The organism is Arthrobacter sp. 10T44 (genome assembly GCF_056393885.1).
Genome location: NZ_JBFTGT010000002.1, coordinates 331,057 through 349,862, shown reverse-complemented (window position 1 = coordinate 349,862; position 18,806 = coordinate 331,057). Strand labels below are relative to the sequence as shown.

At 68.4% G+C, this 18,806-nt stretch carries 15 protein-coding genes and 1 tRNA gene; 5 read left to right on the top strand and 11 right to left on the bottom strand.

Annotated elements, in window-relative coordinates:
* Positions 1–2: 2 nt before the first annotated feature.
* The gene (gene dnaJ, locus AC1DBL_RS06120) at positions 3–1,130 is read right to left on the bottom strand and encodes a molecular chaperone DnaJ (protein ID WP_441417743.1); all 1,128 of its coding nucleotides are present in this window, start codon (positions 1,128–1,130) and stop codon (positions 3–5) included.
* A gap of 80 nt (positions 1,131–1,210) precedes the next feature.
* Positions 1,211–2,224 carry a heat-inducible transcriptional repressor HrcA gene (hrcA, locus tag AC1DBL_RS06115; protein WP_476892484.1) on the bottom strand — a complete coding sequence of 338 codons (1,014 nt, stop codon included), beginning with the start codon at positions 2,222–2,224 and terminating at the stop codon, positions 1,211–1,213.
* Positions 2,225–2,456: 232 nt separating this feature from the next.
* On the opposite strand from hrcA, the gene AC1DBL_RS06110 reads away from it, so the two are divergent.
* On the top strand, positions 2,457–3,311 hold the full coding sequence (locus AC1DBL_RS06110; protein WP_476925688.1) for a DUF3097 domain-containing protein: 855 nt from the start codon (positions 2,457–2,459) through the stop codon (positions 3,309–3,311).
* A gap of 122 nt (positions 3,312–3,433) precedes the next feature.
* On the top strand, positions 3,434–3,853 hold the full coding sequence (locus tag AC1DBL_RS06105) for a DUF4870 domain-containing protein (RefSeq protein WP_441417740.1): 420 nt from the start codon (positions 3,434–3,436) through the stop codon (positions 3,851–3,853).
* Between the two features lie 69 nt (positions 3,854–3,922).
* Here the strand turns inward: AC1DBL_RS06105 and hemW are convergent, their stop codons facing one another.
* Positions 3,923–5,161 carry a radical SAM family heme chaperone HemW gene (gene hemW, locus AC1DBL_RS06100; RefSeq protein WP_476925687.1) on the bottom strand — a complete coding sequence of 413 codons (1,239 nt, stop codon included), beginning with the start codon at positions 5,159–5,161 and terminating at the stop codon, positions 3,923–3,925.
* A gap of 2 nt (positions 5,162–5,163) precedes the next feature.
* Positions 5,164–7,017 carry a translation elongation factor 4 gene (lepA, locus tag AC1DBL_RS06095; protein WP_476908796.1) on the bottom strand — a complete coding sequence of 618 codons (1,854 nt, stop codon included), beginning with the start codon at positions 7,015–7,017 and terminating at the stop codon, positions 5,164–5,166.
* A 243-nt stretch (positions 7,018–7,260) separates the two neighbouring features.
* Here lepA and AC1DBL_RS06090 point away from each other — a divergent pair, with 243 nt between their 5' ends.
* Together AC1DBL_RS06090 and rpsT are read left to right on the top strand one after the other, a co-directional pair.
* A complete protein-coding gene (locus AC1DBL_RS06090) occupies positions 7,261–7,812 on the top strand; it encodes a type II toxin-antitoxin system PemK/MazF family toxin (RefSeq protein ID WP_476925686.1) in 552 nt (183 codons plus the stop codon).
* A 222-nt stretch (positions 7,813–8,034) separates the two neighbouring features.
* Positions 8,035–8,295, top strand: a complete 261-nt coding sequence (rpsT, locus tag AC1DBL_RS06085; protein WP_056739236.1) for a 30S ribosomal protein S20 — start codon at positions 8,035–8,037, stop codon at positions 8,293–8,295.
* Positions 8,296–8,480: 185 nt separating this feature from the next.
* Here rpsT and holA read toward each other — a convergent pair whose 3' ends face one another.
* Together holA and AC1DBL_RS06075 are read right to left on the bottom strand one after the other, a co-directional pair.
* Positions 8,481–9,494 carry a DNA polymerase III subunit delta gene (gene holA / locus AC1DBL_RS06080; RefSeq protein WP_476925685.1) on the bottom strand — a complete coding sequence of 338 codons (1,014 nt, stop codon included), beginning with the start codon at positions 9,492–9,494 and terminating at the stop codon, positions 8,481–8,483.
* Positions 9,428–10,792, bottom strand: coding sequence for a ComEC/Rec2 family competence protein (locus AC1DBL_RS06075; protein ID WP_476925684.1), 1,365 nt, complete (start codon positions 10,790–10,792; stop codon positions 9,428–9,430). The genes holA and AC1DBL_RS06075 overlap by 67 nt, the downstream gene beginning before the upstream one ends.
* On the opposite strand from AC1DBL_RS06075, the gene AC1DBL_RS06070 reads away from it, so the two are divergent.
* A tRNA-Val gene (locus AC1DBL_RS06070) sits at positions 10,771–10,872 on the top strand. The genes AC1DBL_RS06075 and AC1DBL_RS06070 overlap by 22 nt on opposite strands.
* 566 nt (positions 10,873–11,438) lie before the next feature.
* Here the strand turns inward: AC1DBL_RS06070 and AC1DBL_RS06065 are convergent.
* The 5 genes from AC1DBL_RS06065 to AC1DBL_RS06045 all read right to left on the bottom strand — a co-directional run bounded on the left by AC1DBL_RS06065 (position 11,439) and on the right by AC1DBL_RS06045 (position 18,753).
* Positions 11,439–12,305 carry a ComEA family DNA-binding protein gene (locus tag AC1DBL_RS06065; RefSeq protein WP_476925683.1) on the bottom strand — a complete coding sequence of 289 codons (867 nt, stop codon included), beginning with the start codon at positions 12,303–12,305 and terminating at the stop codon, positions 11,439–11,441.
* Between the two features lie 106 nt (positions 12,306–12,411).
* Positions 12,412–13,455: a DegV family protein gene (locus AC1DBL_RS06060; RefSeq protein WP_476925682.1), complete on the bottom strand. Its 1,044-nt coding sequence runs from the start codon at positions 13,453–13,455 to the stop codon at positions 12,412–12,414.
* A 71-nt stretch (positions 13,456–13,526) separates the two neighbouring features.
* Positions 13,527–16,055: a leucine--tRNA ligase gene (gene leuS / locus AC1DBL_RS06055; protein ID WP_476916764.1), complete on the bottom strand. Its 2,529-nt coding sequence runs from the start codon at positions 16,053–16,055 to the stop codon at positions 13,527–13,529.
* Between the two features lie 352 nt (positions 16,056–16,407).
* On the bottom strand, positions 16,408–17,922 hold the full coding sequence (glpK, locus tag AC1DBL_RS06050; RefSeq protein WP_441417731.1) for a glycerol kinase GlpK: 1,515 nt from the start codon (positions 17,920–17,922) through the stop codon (positions 16,408–16,410).
* Between the two features lie 81 nt (positions 17,923–18,003).
* Positions 18,004–18,753, bottom strand: coding sequence for an MIP/aquaporin family protein (locus AC1DBL_RS06045; protein ID WP_441417730.1), 750 nt, complete (start codon positions 18,751–18,753; stop codon positions 18,004–18,006).
* Positions 18,754–18,806: the final 53 nt, after the last annotated feature.

Genomic DNA, 18,806 nt, shown 5'->3' with positions numbered 1-18,806 from the left:
CGCTACAGGTTACCGAGCCGGTCCCGCAGCTTCGCGAAGACGCCGCCGCTGGCGGCAAGCTTCCCTTCGGTGAACTGCTCGCCGCGGAGTTTGGCGAGCTGGCGCAGCAGGTCTTCCTGGGCGGCGTCGAGCTTCGCGGGGGTATCCACCTGCAGGTGGACCTTGAGGTCTCCGCGGCCGTAGCCGCGCAGGTGCGTGACGCCCAGGCCACGCAGCGTGATGACCTCGCCGGACTGGGTGCCGGCCTTGACGTCGATTTCCTGTTGCCCGTCGAAGGTCTCAAGGGTCAGCTCTGTGCCGAGCGCGGCCGCCGTCATCGGGATGTTCAGGCTCGCGTGCAGGTCGTCGCCTTCGCGCACGTAGGTGGGGTCGTTGTTGACCCGGATCTCGACGTACAGGTCACCGGACGGGCCGCCGGCAGGACCGGCCTCACCCTGGCCGGAGAGCTGGATGCGGGTGCCGGTAGCGACGCCGGCGGGAACCTTGACGGTAAGCGAGCGGCGGCTGCGGATGCGGCCCTGGCCGGCGCATTCGTTGCAGGGATCCTTGATCACCGTGCCGAAGCCCTCGCAGCTGCCGCAGGGGGCAGTGGTCATGACCTGGCCGAGGATGGAACGCACGGCGCGCTGGACCTGGCCGCTGCCGCCGCAAATGTCGCAGCGCTCGGGGTGGCTGCCTTCGCGGCAGCAGGAACCCTCACAGGTGGGACAGGTGACGGCGGTGTCCACTTCGAGCTTCTTGTTGACCCCGAAGACGGCGTCGCGCAGGTCGATCCGGACGCTGATCAGGGCGTCCTGGCCGCGCCGCACCCGGGATGCGGGGCCGCCCTGGCCGCCGGCGCCGCCGAAGAAGGTTTCGAAGATGTCCTGGAAGGCGAAGCCCTGGCCGGCGTAGCCGCCGCCGAAGCCGTTGTCGTTCCCGTTCTCGTTGCCCGTCGTGTCGTAGACCCGGCGCTTTTGCGGGTCGGAAAGCACCTCGTAGGCATGGGTGACCGCCTTGAAGCGCTCGGAAGCGTCATCACCGGGGTTCACATCCGGGTGCAGGGTCCGCGCAAGCTTGCGGTAGGCCTTCTTGATCTCTTCCCCCGTGGCTTCACGGGAGACTCCAAGAACGTCATAGTGGCTGCTCAAAGTCTGTATCTCTTCCTTTTTGTACTGCCAGTGGGGCACTGCCTGTAGTTGGCAAGAAGTCCGGTTCCGGATCCGGCCCGTCAGGGCCCGAGGATCCGCGAAAGGTAGCGGGCCACCGCACGGACGGCGGCCATGGTGGTGGGGTAGTCCATCCGGGTGGGGCCAAGGACTCCGACCTTGGCCGTGGCGTCCGGGCCGTAGCCGGTGGCCACCACGGACGCTTCGGACAGGCCGTCGTAAGGGTTCTCCCGGCCGATGCTTACCGTGACGCCGCGCGGGTCCTCTGCCATGTCGCTGAGCAGGCGCAGCATCACCACCTGCTCTTCAAGCGCTTCGAGCACGGGTCCGATGCTCAGCGGGAAATCCACATTGGACCTGGCCAGGTTGGCGGTCCCGGCCATGACCATCCGTTCCTCGCGGCTGCTCGCGGCAAGCGATTCAAGCCCGCGGGCCAGGGCCTGGGCGGGTCCCCGCCGCACCGGCGGACAGCTGTCCACCACGGCCTGCAGCGACTGGGGCAGCAAGCTCAACGGGGTGCCGGAGAGCCTGGCCAGGAACAGGGTGCGGAGTTCGGCGAGGGCGTCGTCGCCGAAGTCCTGGCCGACGTCGATCACCCGCTGTTCCACCTTGCCCGTATCCGCGATCAGGACCGTGAGTACCTTGCGCGGCGCCAGGAGCACGAATTCGATGTGCCGGACGCGGGCCCGGCTCAACAGCGGGTACTGCACGACGGCGACCTGGTTCGTCAGCTGCGACAGCAGCCGCACCGTCCGGTCCAGCACGTCGTCGAGGTCATCGGACCCCTCGAGCAGCGCCTGGATGGCGCGGCGCTCCGCCGGAGAGAGGGGTTTGACGGCCGAAATCTGGTCCACGAACAGGCGGTAGCCCTTGTCCGTGGGAATCCGGCCGGCGCTGGTATGCGGCGCCGTGATCAGGCCCTCGTCTTCCAGGGCGGCCATGTCATTGCGGATCGTGGCGCTGGACACGCCCAGATGGTGCCGTTCCACCAGGGCCTTGGATCCAACCGGCTCGCGGGAATGGACGTAGTCCTCCACGATGGCGCGCAGCACTTCGAGTTTGCGTGGCTCGCTCACTCTCCACCTCCAATCGACCCGTATCGGTTCGCCGGTGCCGCCGCGCGTGCAAGAACACCCGGGGTTAGCACTCGACATGCCTAAGTGCTAACCAGTCTAATATGAGTCGCGCCGTTGTTAGCATTGGATTCGCTGCGGGCGTGAGCCCCGGGACTGGTGTTTCCCGGCACACCACAAGCCGCGCCGCCGTTCTGTCCCCCGTAATTCCCGAGTGCAAAGCAGTGTGTAGCAGATGTCGTACCAGAATTGGGGCCCGCAGGATCTCTCCGCGCCCGCCAAGGCCCAGCTGCCCGCGATCCCGGTGGAGCGCGGCATGGTGCTGGAGGACGTGCAGTCCGGCTGGGTGGGCGCCGTAACCCGGGTGGAGAAGTCCGGCGGCATGCACGTCGTGGCCCTCGAGGACCGGCGCGGCAAGTCCCGATCCTTCCGCCTCGGCTTCGGCTTCCTGCTCGAGGGCCAGCCCATCCGGCTGATGCCGCCCGCCCCGCGGGTTCCCGCGGCGGGTGCCGGAGTCGGCGCGCGCACCGCCTCCGGTTCGGTCCGGGTGGAGGGACAGCGTGCCCAGGTCGCGAAGGCCAGCCGGATCTGGGTGGAAGGCAAGCACGACGCCGAACTCGTCGAGAAAGTCTGGGGTGACGACCTCCGCGTCGAGGGCATCGTGGTCGAGCCGCTGCACGGCATCGACGACCTCGCTGCCGCCGTGAAGGAGTTCCGGCCCGGCCCCGGCCGTCGCCTCGGCGTCCTGGTGGATCACCTTGTTCCAGACTCGAAGGAGTCGCGAATCGCCGACGCGGTGATGGCCTCCCCGGGCGCGGCCGGCAACGTGCTGATCGTCGGGCACCCGTACGTCGACGTCTGGCAGGCCATCCGCCCTGCCGTCCTGGGCATTGAGCGGTGGCCGGTGATTCCGCGCGGGGTGGACTGGAAGACCGGCATCCTGACGGCCTTCGGCTGGCCGCACAGCACCAAGGAGGACATCGGCCTGGGTTGGCAGAAACTCCTCGGCGCTGTCCGCAGCTACGCGGACCTGGAGCCCTCCCTGCTGGGCCGGGTCGAAGAGGTCATCGACTTCCTCACGGTGCCGTAGCCGCCTCCCCGTGCTTTAGTTCGCGGTCCGAGCAAGTATTCTTGGTAGGGCGGCCGCTGCATTTTGTTGCGGCCGCGGCTCGTACAGGTACCTACGCTCCACCGCAATCCAAAGGACGAAACGTGGCAGAAGACGCACGCGAACACACGGATCACCAGGCCGGCCATGGCCAGTCGCAGTACCATGGCGTTCCCGCAAATGCTCTGCCGTTGACGGCAAGCGAGGACCGGCAATGGGCCACCCTGGCGCACTTTGGCGGCATTCTGGGTTGCATTCCCGCGCTGCTGATCTACCTGATCTTCAAGGACCGCGGCCCGTTCACGGCGCAGGAGTCCAAGGAGGCGCTGAACTTTACGCTTCCGCCCACCATCGCTGCGGTGGTAGCCAATCTGCTGGTCTTCGTCCCGGTGGTGGGCAACCTGTTCGCAGTCCTGGCGACCGCCATCTGGATTGCCCTCGCCTGCTTCTCGGTGGCCGCCGGCATCCACGTCAACCGCGGCCAGCCGCACCGCTACGAGTACAACCTCCGCTGGATCAAGTAGCGCGAACGGACATTTTCGGCCCGCGCGCCCAAGGCGATCGGACACTTCCGGCCCGCATGGGCGGACTACCTAGTCCGGCAGGATCCGGCGGACCACGGCGTCGGCTAGGAGCCGGCCCTTGAGCGTGAGCACCAGCCGGCCCTTGAACGCTTCCGCAGGCTCAACGAGCCCGTCGGCGATGAGTCCGGCGACCGCGTGCCGTCCGGTATCCCCCAGCCCGCCAAGACTCGGGATTTCCAGGCCGGTGACCAGTCTGGCTTCGAGCATGACGCGCTCCACGTTGCGGGTCTCGGCGTCGAGGGTCTCCCGCCCGGCCGCGGGCGAGACGCCTGCCGCGAGCCGACCGGCGTAGGCCGTGGGGTGCTTGACGTTCCACCAGCGGACCCCGCCGACGTGCGAATGCGCTCCGGGGCCGATGCCCCACCAGTCATCCCCACGCCAGTAGGCCAGGTTATGGCGACAGGCCTGGTCCGGCGTGCGCGCCCAGTTGCTTACTTCATACCAGCCCAGCCCGGCCGCGGAGATCAGTTCATCGGCCAGTTCGTATTTGGCGGCATGGTCGTCGTCGTCGATCCCCGGAACCTCGCCGCGCCGGATCTGGGCGGCGAGTTTCGTGCCCTCCTCGACGATCAGCGCGTAGGCGCTGATGTGGTCCGGGCCGTAGGACAGTGCGGTCTCCAGCGAGTAGCGCCAGTCCTCCAGCGACTCCCCCGGGGTGCCGTAGATCAGGTCCAGGCTGACCGCGAGGCCCGCCTCACGCGCCCACTGGACCACCTGCGGCACACGGCTGGGCGTGTGGGTGCGGTCGAGGACCTTGAGCACGTGGGGCACCGCGGACTGCATGCCGAAGGAGACCCGGGTGAAGCCGGCGTCGGCGAGCAATTGCAGGGATTCGGGCGTGACCGAATCCGGGTTGGCTTCCGTGGTGACCTCGGCGCCGGGCTCGAGGCCCCAGGTGTCGATCGCGGCGGCCAGGATGCGGGCCAGGTCCCCGGCCGGGAGAAGCGTGGGGGTGCCGCCGCCGAAGAACACCGTGCTGAGCCGGCGCTCCGGGAGGCCGGAGGCTTTCAACGCCCGCCCGGCGAAGTCCACTTCCGCGACGGCGGTGTCCGCGTAGGCGTCCTGCGAGGCGCCGCCGCCGAGTTCCGTGGCGGTGTACGTGTTGAAGTCGCAGTAGCCGCAGCGCACGGCGCAGAACGGAATGTGGACGTAGAGCCCGAAGGCCCGGTCCGCGGCGCCCTCCAGCGCCTGGCCGGGCAGCAGCCCGTCCGACGGCGCGGGGTCACCGAGGGGAAGCGCACTTGGCATGGCTACTTCTTGGCCTTGTCCTTGGACTCGTCCGTGGTGAGTGCGGCGATGAAGGCCTCCTGCGGGACCTCGACGCGGCCCACCATCTTCATGCGCTTCTTGCCTTCCTTCTGCTTCTCCAGCAGCTTGCGCTTTCGGGTGATGTCGCCGCCGTAGCACTTGGCCAGGACGTCCTTGCGGATGGCCCGGATGCTTTCGCGGGCGATGATCCGGGAGCCGATGGCAGCCTGGATCGGCACCTCGAACTGCTGCCGCGGGATGAGTTCGCGCAGCTTGCCGGTCATCATTACACCGTAGGCATAGGCCTTGTCGCGGTGGGTGATGGCGCTGAAGGCGTCGACCTGTTCGCCCTGGAGCATGATGTCCACCTTGACCAGATCGGCGACCTGGTCGCCGTCGGCCTTCCAGTCCAGCGAGCCGTAGCCGCGGGTCTTGGACTTCAGGATGTCGAAGAAGTCGAAGACGATTTCGGCCAGCGGCAGGCGGTAGCGGATCTCCACCCGGTCCTCGGAGAGGTAGTCCATGCCGCCCATGACGCCGCGGCGGCTCTGGCACAGCTCCATAATGGCGCCGACGAACTCGTTGGGCGCCAGAATCGTGGCGGAGACCATCGGCTCGCGGACCTCGGAGACCTTACCGGTGGGGTATTCGCTGGGGTTGGTCACGTGGACGACCTTCTTGTCCTCCAGCGTCACCTCGTACTCCACGTTCGGGGCGGTGGAGATCAGGTCCAGCTTGTACTCCCGTTCGAGCCGCTCGCGGGTGATTTCCAGGTGCAGCAGGCCCAGGAAGCCGACGCGGAAGCCGAAGCCCAGCGCGGCGGACGTCTCCGGCTCGTAGACCAGGGCGGCGTCGTTGAGCATCAGCTTCTCCAGCGCGTCACGGAGCACCGGGTAGTCGGTGCCGTCCAGCGGATAGAGGCCGGAGAACACCATCGGCTTGGCGTCGGCGTAGCCGGGCAGGGAGTCGGTGGCGGGCTTAGCCAGGTTGGTCACGGTGTCGCCGACCTTGGACTGGCGGACGTCCTTCACGCCGGTGATCAGGTAGCCGACCTCGCCGACGCCCAGGCCCTTGGACGGGGTGGGCTCCGGGGAGCTCACGCCGATTTCGAGCAGTTCGTGGGTGGCGCGGGTGGACATCATCTGGATGCGCTCACGCGGGTGCAGCATGCCGTCCACCACGCGGACGTACGTGACGACGCCGCGGTAGGTGTCGTAGACGGAGTCGAAGATCATTGCCCGGGCGGGGGCGTTCGGGTCGCCCACCGGGGCGGGGAGATCGCGGACGATCTTGTCCAGCAGGACTTCGACGCCGGCGCCGGTCTTGCCGGAGACGCGCAGCACCTCGTCCGGGTCGCCGCCAATCAGGTTGGCCAGCTCCTCGGCATACTTCTCCGGCTGCGCCGCGGGCAGGTCGATCTTGTTCAGGACCGGGATGATCGTGAGGTTGTTCTCCATCGCCAGGTAGAGGTTGGCGAGGGTCTGCGCCTCAATGCCCTGGGCGGCGTCCACGAGCAGCACGGCGCCCTCGCAGGCGGCGAGTGACCGGGAGACTTCATAGGTGAAGTCGACGTGGCCGGGAGTGTCGATCATGTTCAGCGCGTAGCTGGTGCCGTCCAGCTCCCATGGCATCCGGACGGCCTGGGACTTAATGGTGATGCCGCGTTCGCGCTCGATGTCCATCCGGTCCAGGTACTGGGCCTTCATGTCGCGGGACTGGACGACTCCGGTGTACTGGAGCATCCGGTCGGCCAGCGTGGACTTGCCGTGGTCAATATGCGCAATGATGCAGAAGTTCCGGATGAGGGCCGGATCTGTTGCGGCAGGCACCGGGGCGGTGCGGGCCATGGGAGACACGCAGGGTCCTTACTGTTGGCAATACTTGGGGGCTGTACTGGCGGGCTGCACAGCTGGGCTGTTCTAGGGGCGGGCGCAGCCGGTGTTCTACGTTGCTTGTTCCACCTGCTGCGGCACGCCGCATTTCTCGTTCCTATAGTCTCCCACGTCCCGGACCGTGGCACTGCATTAGCGCCGGCGCTCACTGCCTCGTCGCCGCTCCGTCAACGTACGCCGGTGCACGGCGGCCGGTAGGGTTTCCCCATGGCCTTGAATCTTCGCTCCCTCGGCAACGCCGTCCGCGGCGCTCTGCGCTTCCTCGACCGGCTCGGCGGCAGCGGTCCTCCCGCCACACGCCGTCCTGCCGGCAAGGCTCCCGCCCGGCAGCCGCCCCGCGCATCCGGCGGACTGACCGGGACCTACCCGGGCGACTTCCAGGGCAAAGCCAAAGTGCAGTACAGCCCCGCCGCGAACGGCCGGGCCGAGCCCGGTGAGATCGTCTGGACCTGGGTCCCGTTCGAAGAGGACCACTCCCGGGGCAAGGACCGGCCGGTGCTGCTCGTGGGAAGCAAGGGCCGCTTCCTGCTTGGCCTGATGCTCACCAGCAAGGACCACGACGGCGACGCGCGCCGCTCGGACGACTACGTCGACATCGGCACCGGGCCCTGGGACCGGCAGTGGCGCCCGAGCGAAGCCAGGCTGGACCGCATCCTGCAAATCAACCCCCAGGGCGTGCGCCGCGAGGGCGCCATCCTGGACGCCGGACGGTTCCGGGACATTTCCTCTGCGCTGCGCAGGCGGCACGGCTGGTCCTGAAGTCCGGGTTCTTCGGCGACGCCGCGCGGGGGAACTCCGACCCGCGGGTCGCACCGGGAATCGCCACCGGGTTCGCGTCTCTGCTATTATTGACAGCTGTGTGTCCGTGCAGGTCGACGGCCACAGATGGTTGGTCGCCATAGGTATCCCCACGCCGCTCAGTCAATGGCCAATCTGAAAGCCCTCTAGACCATTTTCCGCATTGAAAAAGAGAGTTCACACGTGGCTAATATCAAGTCCCAGAAGAAGCGCATCCTGACCAACGAAAAGGCTCGCCTGCGCAACAACGCAGTCAAGTCCGAGCTGAAGACGGCCATCCGCGCCGTCAACACCGCCGTTGAGTCCACCGACAAGGATGCCGCTGCTGCTGCACTGGTTACTGCCAGCCGGAAGCTCGACAAGGCTGTCAGCAAGGGTGTTCTTCACAAGAACAACGCTGCAAACCGCAAGTCCGCGATCTCCAAGAAGGTCAACGCACTCTAAGGTTTTCCAGTTCAACTGAACTGATGATTGTGGCCGGCACCCCCAGGGTGCCGGCCACAGCCAGTTAAAGCGCCGGACCGGACGCGGCAGCCTGACCCAGCGACCCGCCAACGTGACCCGGCAACCCGGGCAAGCCGCGGCCCGGGACGTGCGGTCGGGCACCGGCCGTGCGCGGGCCGTGGTCGTCAGCGGCGGACCGCGCCCGCAATCACCGTGACGGCATGTTCCACGGCGTAGACCGGGTCGCGGGAGAGTCCCTTGACCTGCGCGTCGGCTTCGGCCGTGACCTGGATGGACCTAACCAGGCCCTCCGGAGTCCAGCGCCGCACATCGCGCTGCGCCTGCTCCACGAGCCACGGCTGCATGCCCAGCTGCTTGGCGATCTGGGCGGAAGACCCCTGTGCCCCGGCCACCTTGGCCAGGGACCGCAGCTTGGAGGCCAGCGCAGCGACGATCGGCACCGGGTCGGCACCGGTATCCAGTGCGTGGCGGAGCGTGGAGAGGGCCAGCGGCGCATTCCCGGCCATGGCGGCATCCGCGACCTTGAATGCCGTGGCCTCCACCCTGCCGCCGTAGTAGCGGTCAACCATGTCCGAATCCACGCCGGTGGTGGCGTCGGCGATCAGCTGGCTGCAGGCGGCCGCGAGTTCGGCCAGGTTGGCCCCGACCGCGTTGACCAGGGCGTGCACGGCGTCCGGCTCGATCCGCCGGGAGGCGGCTTTGAACTCTGTGGTGACAAAAGCCACCTTGTCCGCGTCCTTCTTCAACGGTTGGCAGTCGACCACGGGCCAACCGCCCGCCTTGATCGCGTCCAGGAGCTTCTTGCCGCGCACTCCCCCGCCGTGACGGAGCACCAGGACGGCGTCGGGTTCGGGCTGGGCCAGGTACTTCAGGGCGTCGGCGAGGAAGGCGTCATTCATCGCTTCCAGGCCCTCCACCTCGATCAGCTTCTGCTCGCCGAAAAGGGACGGGCTGACGTTCATGGCCAGCGTGCCCGGTTCGTAGCTGCCGGCGTTGAGGCGGGTGAGCTCGACGTCGGGGGCCGCGGCACGGACCTGGGAGCGGATCCGGTCCATGGCCCGGGAACCCAGGTAGTCCTCCGGTCCGCCGACCAGCACCACCGCCGCGGGCGTCACATCGCGCCAGGTGGCGGTCTTCGTCGCCGTGGTCCTGGTGCGTTGGGTCTGGGCAGCAGCCACTCGTGGTTCCTCCGGGAAGTTGGTTTGCAGACTCTAAGCCTGCCACGGCGTGGGCGGTCCACCAAGCCGCGGCCGACGGACCCCGGCAGGGCGCGGACGGTGCCCGGCGGCCGCTCATGACGGCGCAGAGTCCGGGTGAGGCACAGCGTGGTCCGGTCATGTATTTTCAGGACCAGGCGTACCGCAGCGGCAGGGTGGGTGGCGAGCCAGAAGCCCGTCAGTGTCAGCCCCGAGAGCGCCGCCATCGTGGACGAGCCGAGGGCCCCCTCCGGCCAGGGCAACGCGGCCCCCGGAAGCGCCGCGAAGCAGCGGGCGATGCCGGCCACACCCGCTGCGAAGGTGCCGGCAACGGCGATGAGCATAGCCGACAACGCGGGGGCGAGGGGCACGAGTGGCACTGCTGCCGTGCCGAAGACCGTAACCGGCGGCACCAGCACGGCAGCTGCCAGATTCGCGGGCAGCGCGTAGCTGGAGAACTGCGGCTGGAGCAGCACGATCACCGGGCTGCAGAACAACTGGGCGGACAACGGAACAGCGAGTCCGGCAGCCAACCAGTGGGGCACGACGGCGGCCAGCCAGCCCATGAGGGGCCTGCCCACCACGACGATGCCAAGCGTGGCCAAAACGGAGAGCACAAAGCCGAAGTCGGTAGCCAGGGCCGGATTCGCCAGCAGCAAGCCGGCCGCGGCCACGCACAGCAGGCTGAGGCCGCGGCCGGCACGGCCAAACCCTAGCGCCCACAGCCCGATCGACCCCATCAGGGCGGCCCGGAGCACGCTGGCATCGGGCCCGACCATCAGCACAAACAGCCCCAGCCCGGCCACGGCGATTCCGGAAGCCGCCGGGCGCGGAAGCCGCAGGCTACGGGCCGCCAGCAGCAGGACCCCGAGGACCAGGCTGCAGTTGGCTCCGCTCACCGCGGTCAGGTGGGTCATTCCGACGGTTTTCATGGCCGCAGCGAGTTCGGGGTCCAGCTCACCGGTGTCGCCGGTCACCATCCCTGGCAGGAGTCCGCGCGCGTCGCCAGGCAGCCCCGCGGCGGCGACGCTGAAACCGCGCCGCAGGCCTGCCGGGAGGTGCACCCAGCTGGAGGCGGTCCGCACACGGTCCGGCGCAGAGGAGGCAGAGAGGATGCCGGCTTCGGCCTCACCTGCTCCGGCCTGCCTGAGCTTGCCTGTGGCCCGGAAACGCTGCCCCGGAGCTGAGTGTCCCCACTCCTCCCCGCCGAGGGCAAGCAGCTTCACGGAGGCTTCCACGCGTCGGCCGTCGAAGACCAGGACGAGCAGGGTCACTGGCACGGCCCACCGGTCTGACAAACCGGAGCGGCCCCGGGCGGAAAGCCGCCGTGGCATGCCGGCAACTTCGATCTCGGCCACCACCGACGCGCCGGCGGCGACGGCCTCTGCGACAGCACCGTCGTTCCGCTGCGCCGATGCCACCGCCGAATGCGCCCCGGCGGCGCACGAGAGAAGCAAAGCTACCGCCAAGGTGGCCCGGAAGCTTCGGGGTCCAGGTCTCCGGCGATGCGCACCGGGACCCAGCAACAGGGCAGCCGCGGCGGCCGCCAACCCGGCGCAGAGCCCGGCAAGCGGGGCCGGTTCCAGCCATCCGCCAGCCAGAGCAATGCCCCAAACCAACAGCGCGGCGGGCACCAGGCGGAGGTCGGTCCGGCGTCGTCGTCCCGGCACGCCGTGCGGCACGGGCATGACCCCGGCCCGGCGGCTGCGCAGCGCCTCAAGGACACGGTGCCCCAGGCCGGCCAAGGCGGTACGCGCGGCTCCCCCTGCGCGGAACGAGCTGTCCGGCGCCGCGGGCACGCCCGGTGCCTGTCTCTTTTGCGTCGTTGCAGGATCCAGCGGATCCCGGCTGCAGGCCATGGCATCGGCGGCATCGGCGGCGGCGGCGCGGAAAGCCTGCCAACGGGGCCGCTGTTCCCCGGCCACGTCAGACCCGCACCAGCGGCAACAGGGCTTCGAGCAGCTTGGGACCAACACCCTCCACGGCGTCGAGTTCTTCGACGCTGCCGAAACTGCCGTGCTGCTTGCGCCAGTCGACGATGCGCTGGGCCAAGACCGGACCGACGCGCGGCAGCGTCGCCAACTCTTCGACGCCGGCGGTGTTCAGGTTGATTTTCCCCGCTGGAGCTCCGGCGCCGCCGGAGGTCCCGGTGCCGTCGGGACCGGTGGAGGGGCCGGGAAGTTCAACCGGGTCCGGGCTGCCGCGCTCCGGGACGAGGACTTTCTGACCGTCTTCGAGGACGGCGGCCAGGTTGAGCCGGTCAAGGTCGGCTGCGCGGGTGTTTCCGCCCGCGGCTTTGATCGCTTCGTGGATCCGGCTTCCGCGCGGCAGCACCACCACCCCGGCCTTCGCCACGGCACCGGCAACGTGGACGACAATGGTGCCGGCCGCCGTCGCGCCGGGCATCTCCGCGGCAGCCGGGTCCGCCCTCGACGGCGCCCCGTCGGGACCACCGTCATCGGCTACGGCCGGTCCGGACCCGTCCGCCGCTTCCGAACCGGGTGGCTCGCCCAGGGACCGGACCCGTGGCGCTCCGTCGGCTGCCTGCCACCAGAACCAGCCGGCCAGCAGCACAGAGATCACGGCGAGCAAGGCTGCGGCACTCCGACCGCTGCGCCACCTGAACACCGCAGGGACTGGGGACTCCGCAGCATCGGCCCCGTCAGGAGAGGCCCGGTCCGCCGCCGCCGGGTCCGGGGCTCCGTCAGCCGGGGCTCCCCGGGCCGGCACATCGCCGAGCAGCCCCTCCTCCGGCGCAGTGCCGAGGCTGGCGGCCCAGCGGTGCCGTGCCACGCCGGATCCTGAGTGGGGTCCGCTGCGGGCTCCGGCCCCCGGGTATCGGCGCGACATGAAGCCAGCCTAGGGATGGGACCGGACCTGCCGACAGGCGCAGCAACGGCTATGTGGAAAGCGCCCCGGCAGCCCCCGGTGTGGAGCCAGACCCCGGTGTGGGGCCAGCCCCGGGAAGCGGGGTGCTGCTCTCCCCCACAATGACGGCCAGCACGCCCAGTCCGGCATGGGCCGCCAGCACGGCCGGCAGCGAACTGATCTGGGCGGTCGGGCAGTCAGGCAACCGCTGTGCCAGCCGCGATGCCAGCTGCTCGGCCTCGGCGCGGTTGCCGAAGTGGTGCACGGCGATCCTGGCCTCACCGCTGGGGCGGGACAGCGCATCAGCGGCGGCGATTTCCTCCAGCCGGCCGATGGCGCGGGGCGCAGAACGGACCTTTTCCAGCGGGACGACCTTGCCGCCGTCGACCGCCAGGATCGGTTTGATCGAAAACATGGTGCCCCAGAGGGAGGCGGCTGCGCCGATCCGGCCACCGCGGCGCAGCTGCTCCAGGCTCGGCACATAGAAGTAGACCTTGGTCCGGGCCAGCCGTTCTTCGGCGAAGGCCCTGACCTCGTCCGCGCCCCGGCCGTCAGCAGCCGCGACGACCGCGCTTTGCACGCCCATGCCCTGCGCCATCCCGACCGTGCGCGAATCCACGACCACCACCGGGATTCCCACTTTGGCGGCTGCGAGCCTGGCGGAGTCGGCGGTGCCGGAGAGCTCCCCCGAAATGTGCAGCGAGACTACGGATTCGAAGCCGCGTGCCGCCGCCGCGAGGTAGGCCTGTTCGAACTGGCCGGGTGAGGGCCTGGAGGTCCGGACCGGCAAGCCGCTGGCCAGTGCCACGGCGATGGTCTCGGCGATGTCGTCCTCGCCCTCGCCGTAGATCTCGGCGCCCACCATGACCGGCATCGGTACCACGGTCAGGCGGCCGTCGGCGGTGAAGTCCCGCACCCATTCTGCCGGCAACGCGGCGGCGGGGTCAGTGACCACCGCAGTCCGCGCCGCCATGGCGCGCACTGGTTCGGGCACCGCCCCGGGGCGGGCAGCCTGGCGGAGCCTGACGAGGCGCTCGCGCAGCCACGGCCAGCCCGGGGGCTCACGGTCCGGCACGAAGCACCTCCTGAAAAGAGTTCCGGCCGCCGGCTTCTGCCGGCGGCCGGTTCACGAACGGCCTTGCCCGGCTAGGCCGGGACGATGTTGACCAGTTTAGGCGCCCGCACAATGACCGTGCGGATCCCCCTGCCGTCCAGCGCGCGCTGGACGTTTTCCGAGGCCAGCGCCAGTTCGCGCAGTTCGTCCTCGGAGATGCCCGGGGAAACCTCGAGCCGGTCCCGCACCTTGCCCTGCACCTGGACGACGGCGGTCACCGTATCCTGCACCAGCAGCGTCTCGTCGTGCGTGGGCCAGCCGGCGTTGGCTACCGATGCCGGGTGTCCCAGTACGTTCCACAGGTCCTCGGCGGTGTAGGGCGCGAAGAGGCTCAGGATCACCGCTACAGCCTCCACGGCCTCGCGGACGGCCGGGTCCGCGCCGCCGGCGCCGGCATCAATGGTCTTACGGGTCGCGTTGACCAGTTCCATCAGCTTTGCCACCACCACGTTGAACTTGTTGTGGTCCAGCAGTGCCTGCGCGTCGGCGATGGTGCGGTGGGTGACGGTGCGCAGGGCGCGGTCCCCGGCGGCGAAATCGACGCCGGGCTCGCTGCTGACGTCCTGGCCGAGCCGCCAGGCGCGGGCCAGGAACTTAGCGGAGCCCGACGGCGAGACATCCGCCCAGTCGACGTCGTCCTCCGGCGGGGAGGCGAAGATCATGGTGAGCCGCACGGCGTCGACGCCGAACTTGTCCAGCTGCTCGCCCAGGTCCACGCCGTTGCCGAGTGACTTGCTCATGGCCTTGCCGCCGTTGAGCACCTGGCCCTGGTTCAGCAGCGCCTTGAACGGTTCGTCGGCCTCGATCAGGCCCAGGTCGTGGATGACCTTGGTGAAGAAGCGGGCGTACAGCAGGTGCAGGATGGCGTGCTCCACCCCGCCGACGTACTGGCCCACGGGCATCCAGTCGTTGATCTTGGCGGGATCGAATGGGCCCTCGGTGTAGTCGGGCGAGACAAAGCGCAGGAAGTACCAGGAGGAGTCCACGAAGGTGTCCATGGTGTCCGTGTCGCGCTTGGCCGGGCCGTGGCAGCTGGGGCACTCGACGTTGACCCAGGCTTCGGCGGCGGCCAGCGGGGAGGTGCCCTTTGGTGACAGATCCTCGCCGCGCAGGTCCTCCGGCAGGGTCACCGGCAGCTGGTCGTCCGGGACCGGGACCTCGCCGCAGGCCGGGCAGTGGATGATCGGAATCGGGGTGCCCCAGAACCGCTGGCGGCTCAGCAGCCAGTCGCGCAGGCGGAAGTTCACGAACTTCTCGCCGGTGCCCAGCTGCTCCAGGATCGCGATGGCGGCCGGGATGGCCTCGGCCTTGGGCAGCCCGTCCAGGGCGCCGGAGTTGATCAAGGTGCCCTCGCCGGTCGTCGCCGTGCCGGACACGGCGGGGTCTTCCTCGCCGGTGTCCAGGACCGCCCGGACGGGCAGGTCGAAGGTCTTGGCGAAGTCCAGGTCGCGCTGGTCGTGGGCCGGGACGGCCATGATGGCGCCGGTGCCGTAGTCGGCCAGCACGTAGTCGGCCGCCCAGACGGGCAGCTTCTCCCCGTTCAGCGGGTTAATGGCGTAGCGGCCGGTGAAGACGCCGGTCTTTTCCCGTTCGGTGGACTGGCGCTCAATCTCCGACAGCGCCTTGACCTGTTCCCGGTAGGCGTCCAGGGCCGCGGCGTGTTCCTCGGTGACCAGTTCGACGGCCAGCGGGGCGTCGGCGGCGACCACGAAGAAGGTCGCGCCGTACAGGGTGTCCGGGCGGGTGGTGAAGACCGTGACGTTCTTGGCGGGCTTGCCGCCGTCGGCCTCGACCACGAAGTTGACGTGCGCGCCCTCGGAACGGCCAATCCAGTTCTTCTGCATGGCCAGGACCCGCTCGGGCCAGTGCCCGCGCAGTTCGTCCATGTCATCGAGCAGCCGGTCGGCGTAGTCGGTGATCTTGAAGTACCACTGGTTCAGGGACTTCTTCGTCACGGCGGTGCCGCACCGTTCGCAGGCGCCGTTGACGACCTGCTCGTTGGCCAGCACGGTCTGGTCCTTGGGGCACCAGTTGACCGGAGAGTTCTTGCGGTAGGCCAGCCCGCGCTCGTAAAAACGCTTGAACAGCCACTGGGTCCAGCGGTAGTACCCCGGATCCGAGGTGTGCAGCCGGCGGGACCAGTCAGCGGAGATGGCGTAACGCTTGAACGACGCCGCCTGGGTGTCGATGTTGGCGTACGTCCACTCGCTGGGGTGCGCGTTCCGCTTGATGGCGGCGTTCTCCGCCGGCAGTCCGAAGGAGTCCCAGCCGATCGGGTGCAGCACGTCGTAGCCCTGCTGGCGCAGGTAGCGGGCGACGACGTCGCCCATCGCGAACGCTTCGGCGTGGCCCATGTGCAGGTCACCGGACGGGTACGGGAACATGTCCAGCACGTAGCGGCGTTCCTTCGAGCCGTCATCCAGGGGCGTGAAGACCTTGAGGTCCTCCCAGACCTGCGGCCACTTGGCCTCCATGGCGGCGAAGCTGTAGGCGCCCTCTTCGGGGCCTTCATTCGCGACGGCTGCTGCTGTTCCGGTCTCTGTCTCCGGCTGAACGCTCACTGCTGGCCTCTTCTGTTCTTTCGATCTTGTCGGATCAGGACTGTCCCGCCTGATCCCTTGGTCCCCTGCTGCGGGCCGGTACATATCCCGGACACACAAAAGCCCCTCGACACGGAGGGGCTGCCGCTCGGCAATCCGGGTTTTCGCCGGGATGCCGGGCGGCTAACTAAGCAGGAGGATCGCACGCATACGACTACTTTAGCGCACGGCTTGCCAGCGCTACGTAAGTCGCCACGAGCGGCTGAATCGGCCAGCCCGGAAATGCCGAACTGTTGAGGGGGCCCGGGAGCGGCTTCGGGCGTCCGCGAAGCGGGCGGGGCCCCCTCAACAGTGAAGGCATCGGCTCGTCGGCCTACTTCACGTCCTCGTCGACCCAGTCCATGGACTTGGTGACGGCCTTCTTCCAGAGACGCATCTGGCGCTCGCGCTCCGCCTGGTCCATCTTCGGTTCCCAGCGCTTGTCCTCGGACCAGTTGGCCGAGCACTCGCCCAGATCCTTCCAGAAGCCGACGGCGAGGCCGGCCGCGTAGGCGGCGCCGAGCGAGGTGGTCTCGACGACCTTCGGCCGGATCACCGGCACGCCCAGGATGTCGGCCTGGAACTGCATCAGCGCGTCGTTGGCGACCATGCCGCCGTCGACCTTGAGTTCCGTGAGCGGAACCCCCGAGTCGGCGTTGACGGCGTCGAGCACCTCGCGGGTCTGGAACGCGGTGGCCTCCAGCGCTGCGCGGGCGATGTGGTTCTTGTTCACGAACCGGGTCAGGCCGACGATCGCGCCGCGGGCGTCGGAGCGCCAGTACGGTGCGAACAGGCCGGAGAAGGCCGGAACGATGTACACGCCGCCGTTGTCCTCCACCGAAGCGGCCAGGGTCTCGACTTCCGGGGCACTGCTGATCATGCCCAGGTTGTCGCGCAGCCACTGGATCAGCGAACCGGTGACAGCGATCGAACCCTCCAGGGCGTAGTGCGGCTTGGCGTCGCCAAGCTTGTAGCCGACCGTGGTCAGCAGCCCGTTCTTGGAGTGGACGATTTCCTCGCCGGTGTTGAAGATGAGGAAGCAGCCCGTGCCGTAGGTGTTCTTTGCCTCGCCGGTGTCGAACGCGGCCTGGCCGAAGGTTGCCGCCTGCTGGTCGCCGAGGATGCCGGCGACCGGAACTTCGCGCAGCAGCTGGGAGGTGTGGACGGTGCCGTACACCTCTGAGGACGACTTGATGGCGGGCATCATGGAGGCCGGGACACCGAAGGCGTCCAGGATTTCCTGGTCCCACGACAGCGTGTCGAGGTCCATGAACATGGTCCGGGACGCGTTGGTCACGTCGGTGACGTGCACGCCGCCGTCGGTTCCGCCGGTGAGGTTCCACAGCACCCAGCTGTCGGTGTTGCCAAAGACGAGGTCGCCGGCTTCTGCCTTGGCCCGGGCGCCCTCGACGTTGTCCAGGATCCACTTGATCTTCGTGCCGGAGAAGTAGGTCGCCAGCGGCAGGCCCACCTTCTGCTTAAAGCGTTCCGGGCCGCCGTCCTTGGCCAGCTCGTCGACGATCGACTGGGTGCGGGTATCCTGCCAGACGATCGCGTTGTACACGGCTTTGCCGGTGGTCTTGTCCCAGACCACCGCGGTTTCGCGCTGGTTGGTGATGCCGACGGCGGCAATGTCGTGGCGGGTCAGGTTGGCCTTGGACAGTGCGGAGGCGATGACCTCGCGGGTATTGTTCCAGATCTCGGCGGGGTCGTGCTCCACCCACCCTGCCTGCGGGAAGATCTGCTCGTGTTCCATCTGGCCGGAGGAAACGATGTTGCCGCTGTGATCGAACACGATGGCGCGGGTGCTCGTGGTTCCCTGGTCAATGGCGATTACATACTGGTTCATGCTGACGTCCTTGTCTTTTGGGCCTGGCGGTGGAATTGATGCGATTCGAGCGGGTTTGGTTCAGGGTCCTCTGCGGCAGAATCAGGCGGCGGCGGTGGCGATGATCGGCACCACGGCTGCTACGACGCCGGCGAGTCCGCCGCCGATCAGCGGTCCGACGACCGGGATCCACGAGTAGCTCCAGTCCGAAGAACCCTTGCCCTTGATGGGCAGCAGGGCGTGGGCGATGCGCGGGCCAAGGTCACGGGCGGGGTTGATGGCGTAACCGGTGGGGCCGCCGAGGGAAACACCGATGCCGACAACCAGCAGCGCCACGGCCAGCGGGCCAAGTCCCGACGGGGTCCCGCCGAAGGTCAGGATGACGAAGACGAGGACGAAGGTGCCGATGATCTCCGTGATCAGGTTCCACGGGGTGGAGCGGATGGCGGGTCCGGTGGAGAAAACACCCAGCTTGCTGGCGGGCTCGGGCTCGACATCAAAGTGCTGCTTGTGGGCCAGCCACATCACGACGGCGCCCAGGAAGGCGCCCAGCAGTTCCCCGCCGAAGTAGGTCAGGGTGGAGCCGAAATCGACCGCGACACCCGGGGCGTACTCCTTCTTGCCGTTAAGCAACAGGCCGAAGGTGACGGCCGGGTTCAGGTGCGCCCCGGACTTGGCCGCAACAAAGACACCGGCGAAGACGGCAATGCCCCATCCCCAGGTGACCATCAGGAACCCGCCGTTGTTGCCCTTCGTGCCTTTGAGCGCGACGTTGGCCACAACGCCGCAACCCAGCAGGGTCAGCATTGCGGTGCCGAATACTTCGGACAGGAAAACTATTCCAAGAGACATCTTTGACTCCTCTATTTTCTGTTGTCAGCCCTTCGCGAGTTTGAAGGGCCGTT

Excerpts from the sequence above, each read along its gene's own strand:
- AC1DBL_RS06090 (WP_476925686.1), top strand. The coding sequence starts at position 7,261 with ATGGCCTTGAATCTTCGCTCCCTCGGCAACGCCGTCCGCGGCGCTCTG.
- glpK (WP_441417731.1), bottom strand. The coding sequence starts at position 17,922 with ATGAACCAGTATGTAATCGCCATTGACCAGGGAACCACGAGCACCCGC.
- hemW (WP_476925687.1), bottom strand. The coding sequence starts at position 5,161 with ATGCCAAGTGCGCTTCCCCTCGGTGACCCCGCGCCGTCGGACGGGCTG.
- AC1DBL_RS06045 (WP_441417730.1), bottom strand. The coding sequence starts at position 18,753 with ATGTCTCTTGGAATAGTTTTCCTGTCCGAAGTATTCGGCACCGCAATG.
- AC1DBL_RS06110 (WP_476925688.1), top strand. The coding sequence starts at position 2,457 with ATGTCGTACCAGAATTGGGGCCCGCAGGATCTCTCCGCGCCCGCCAAG.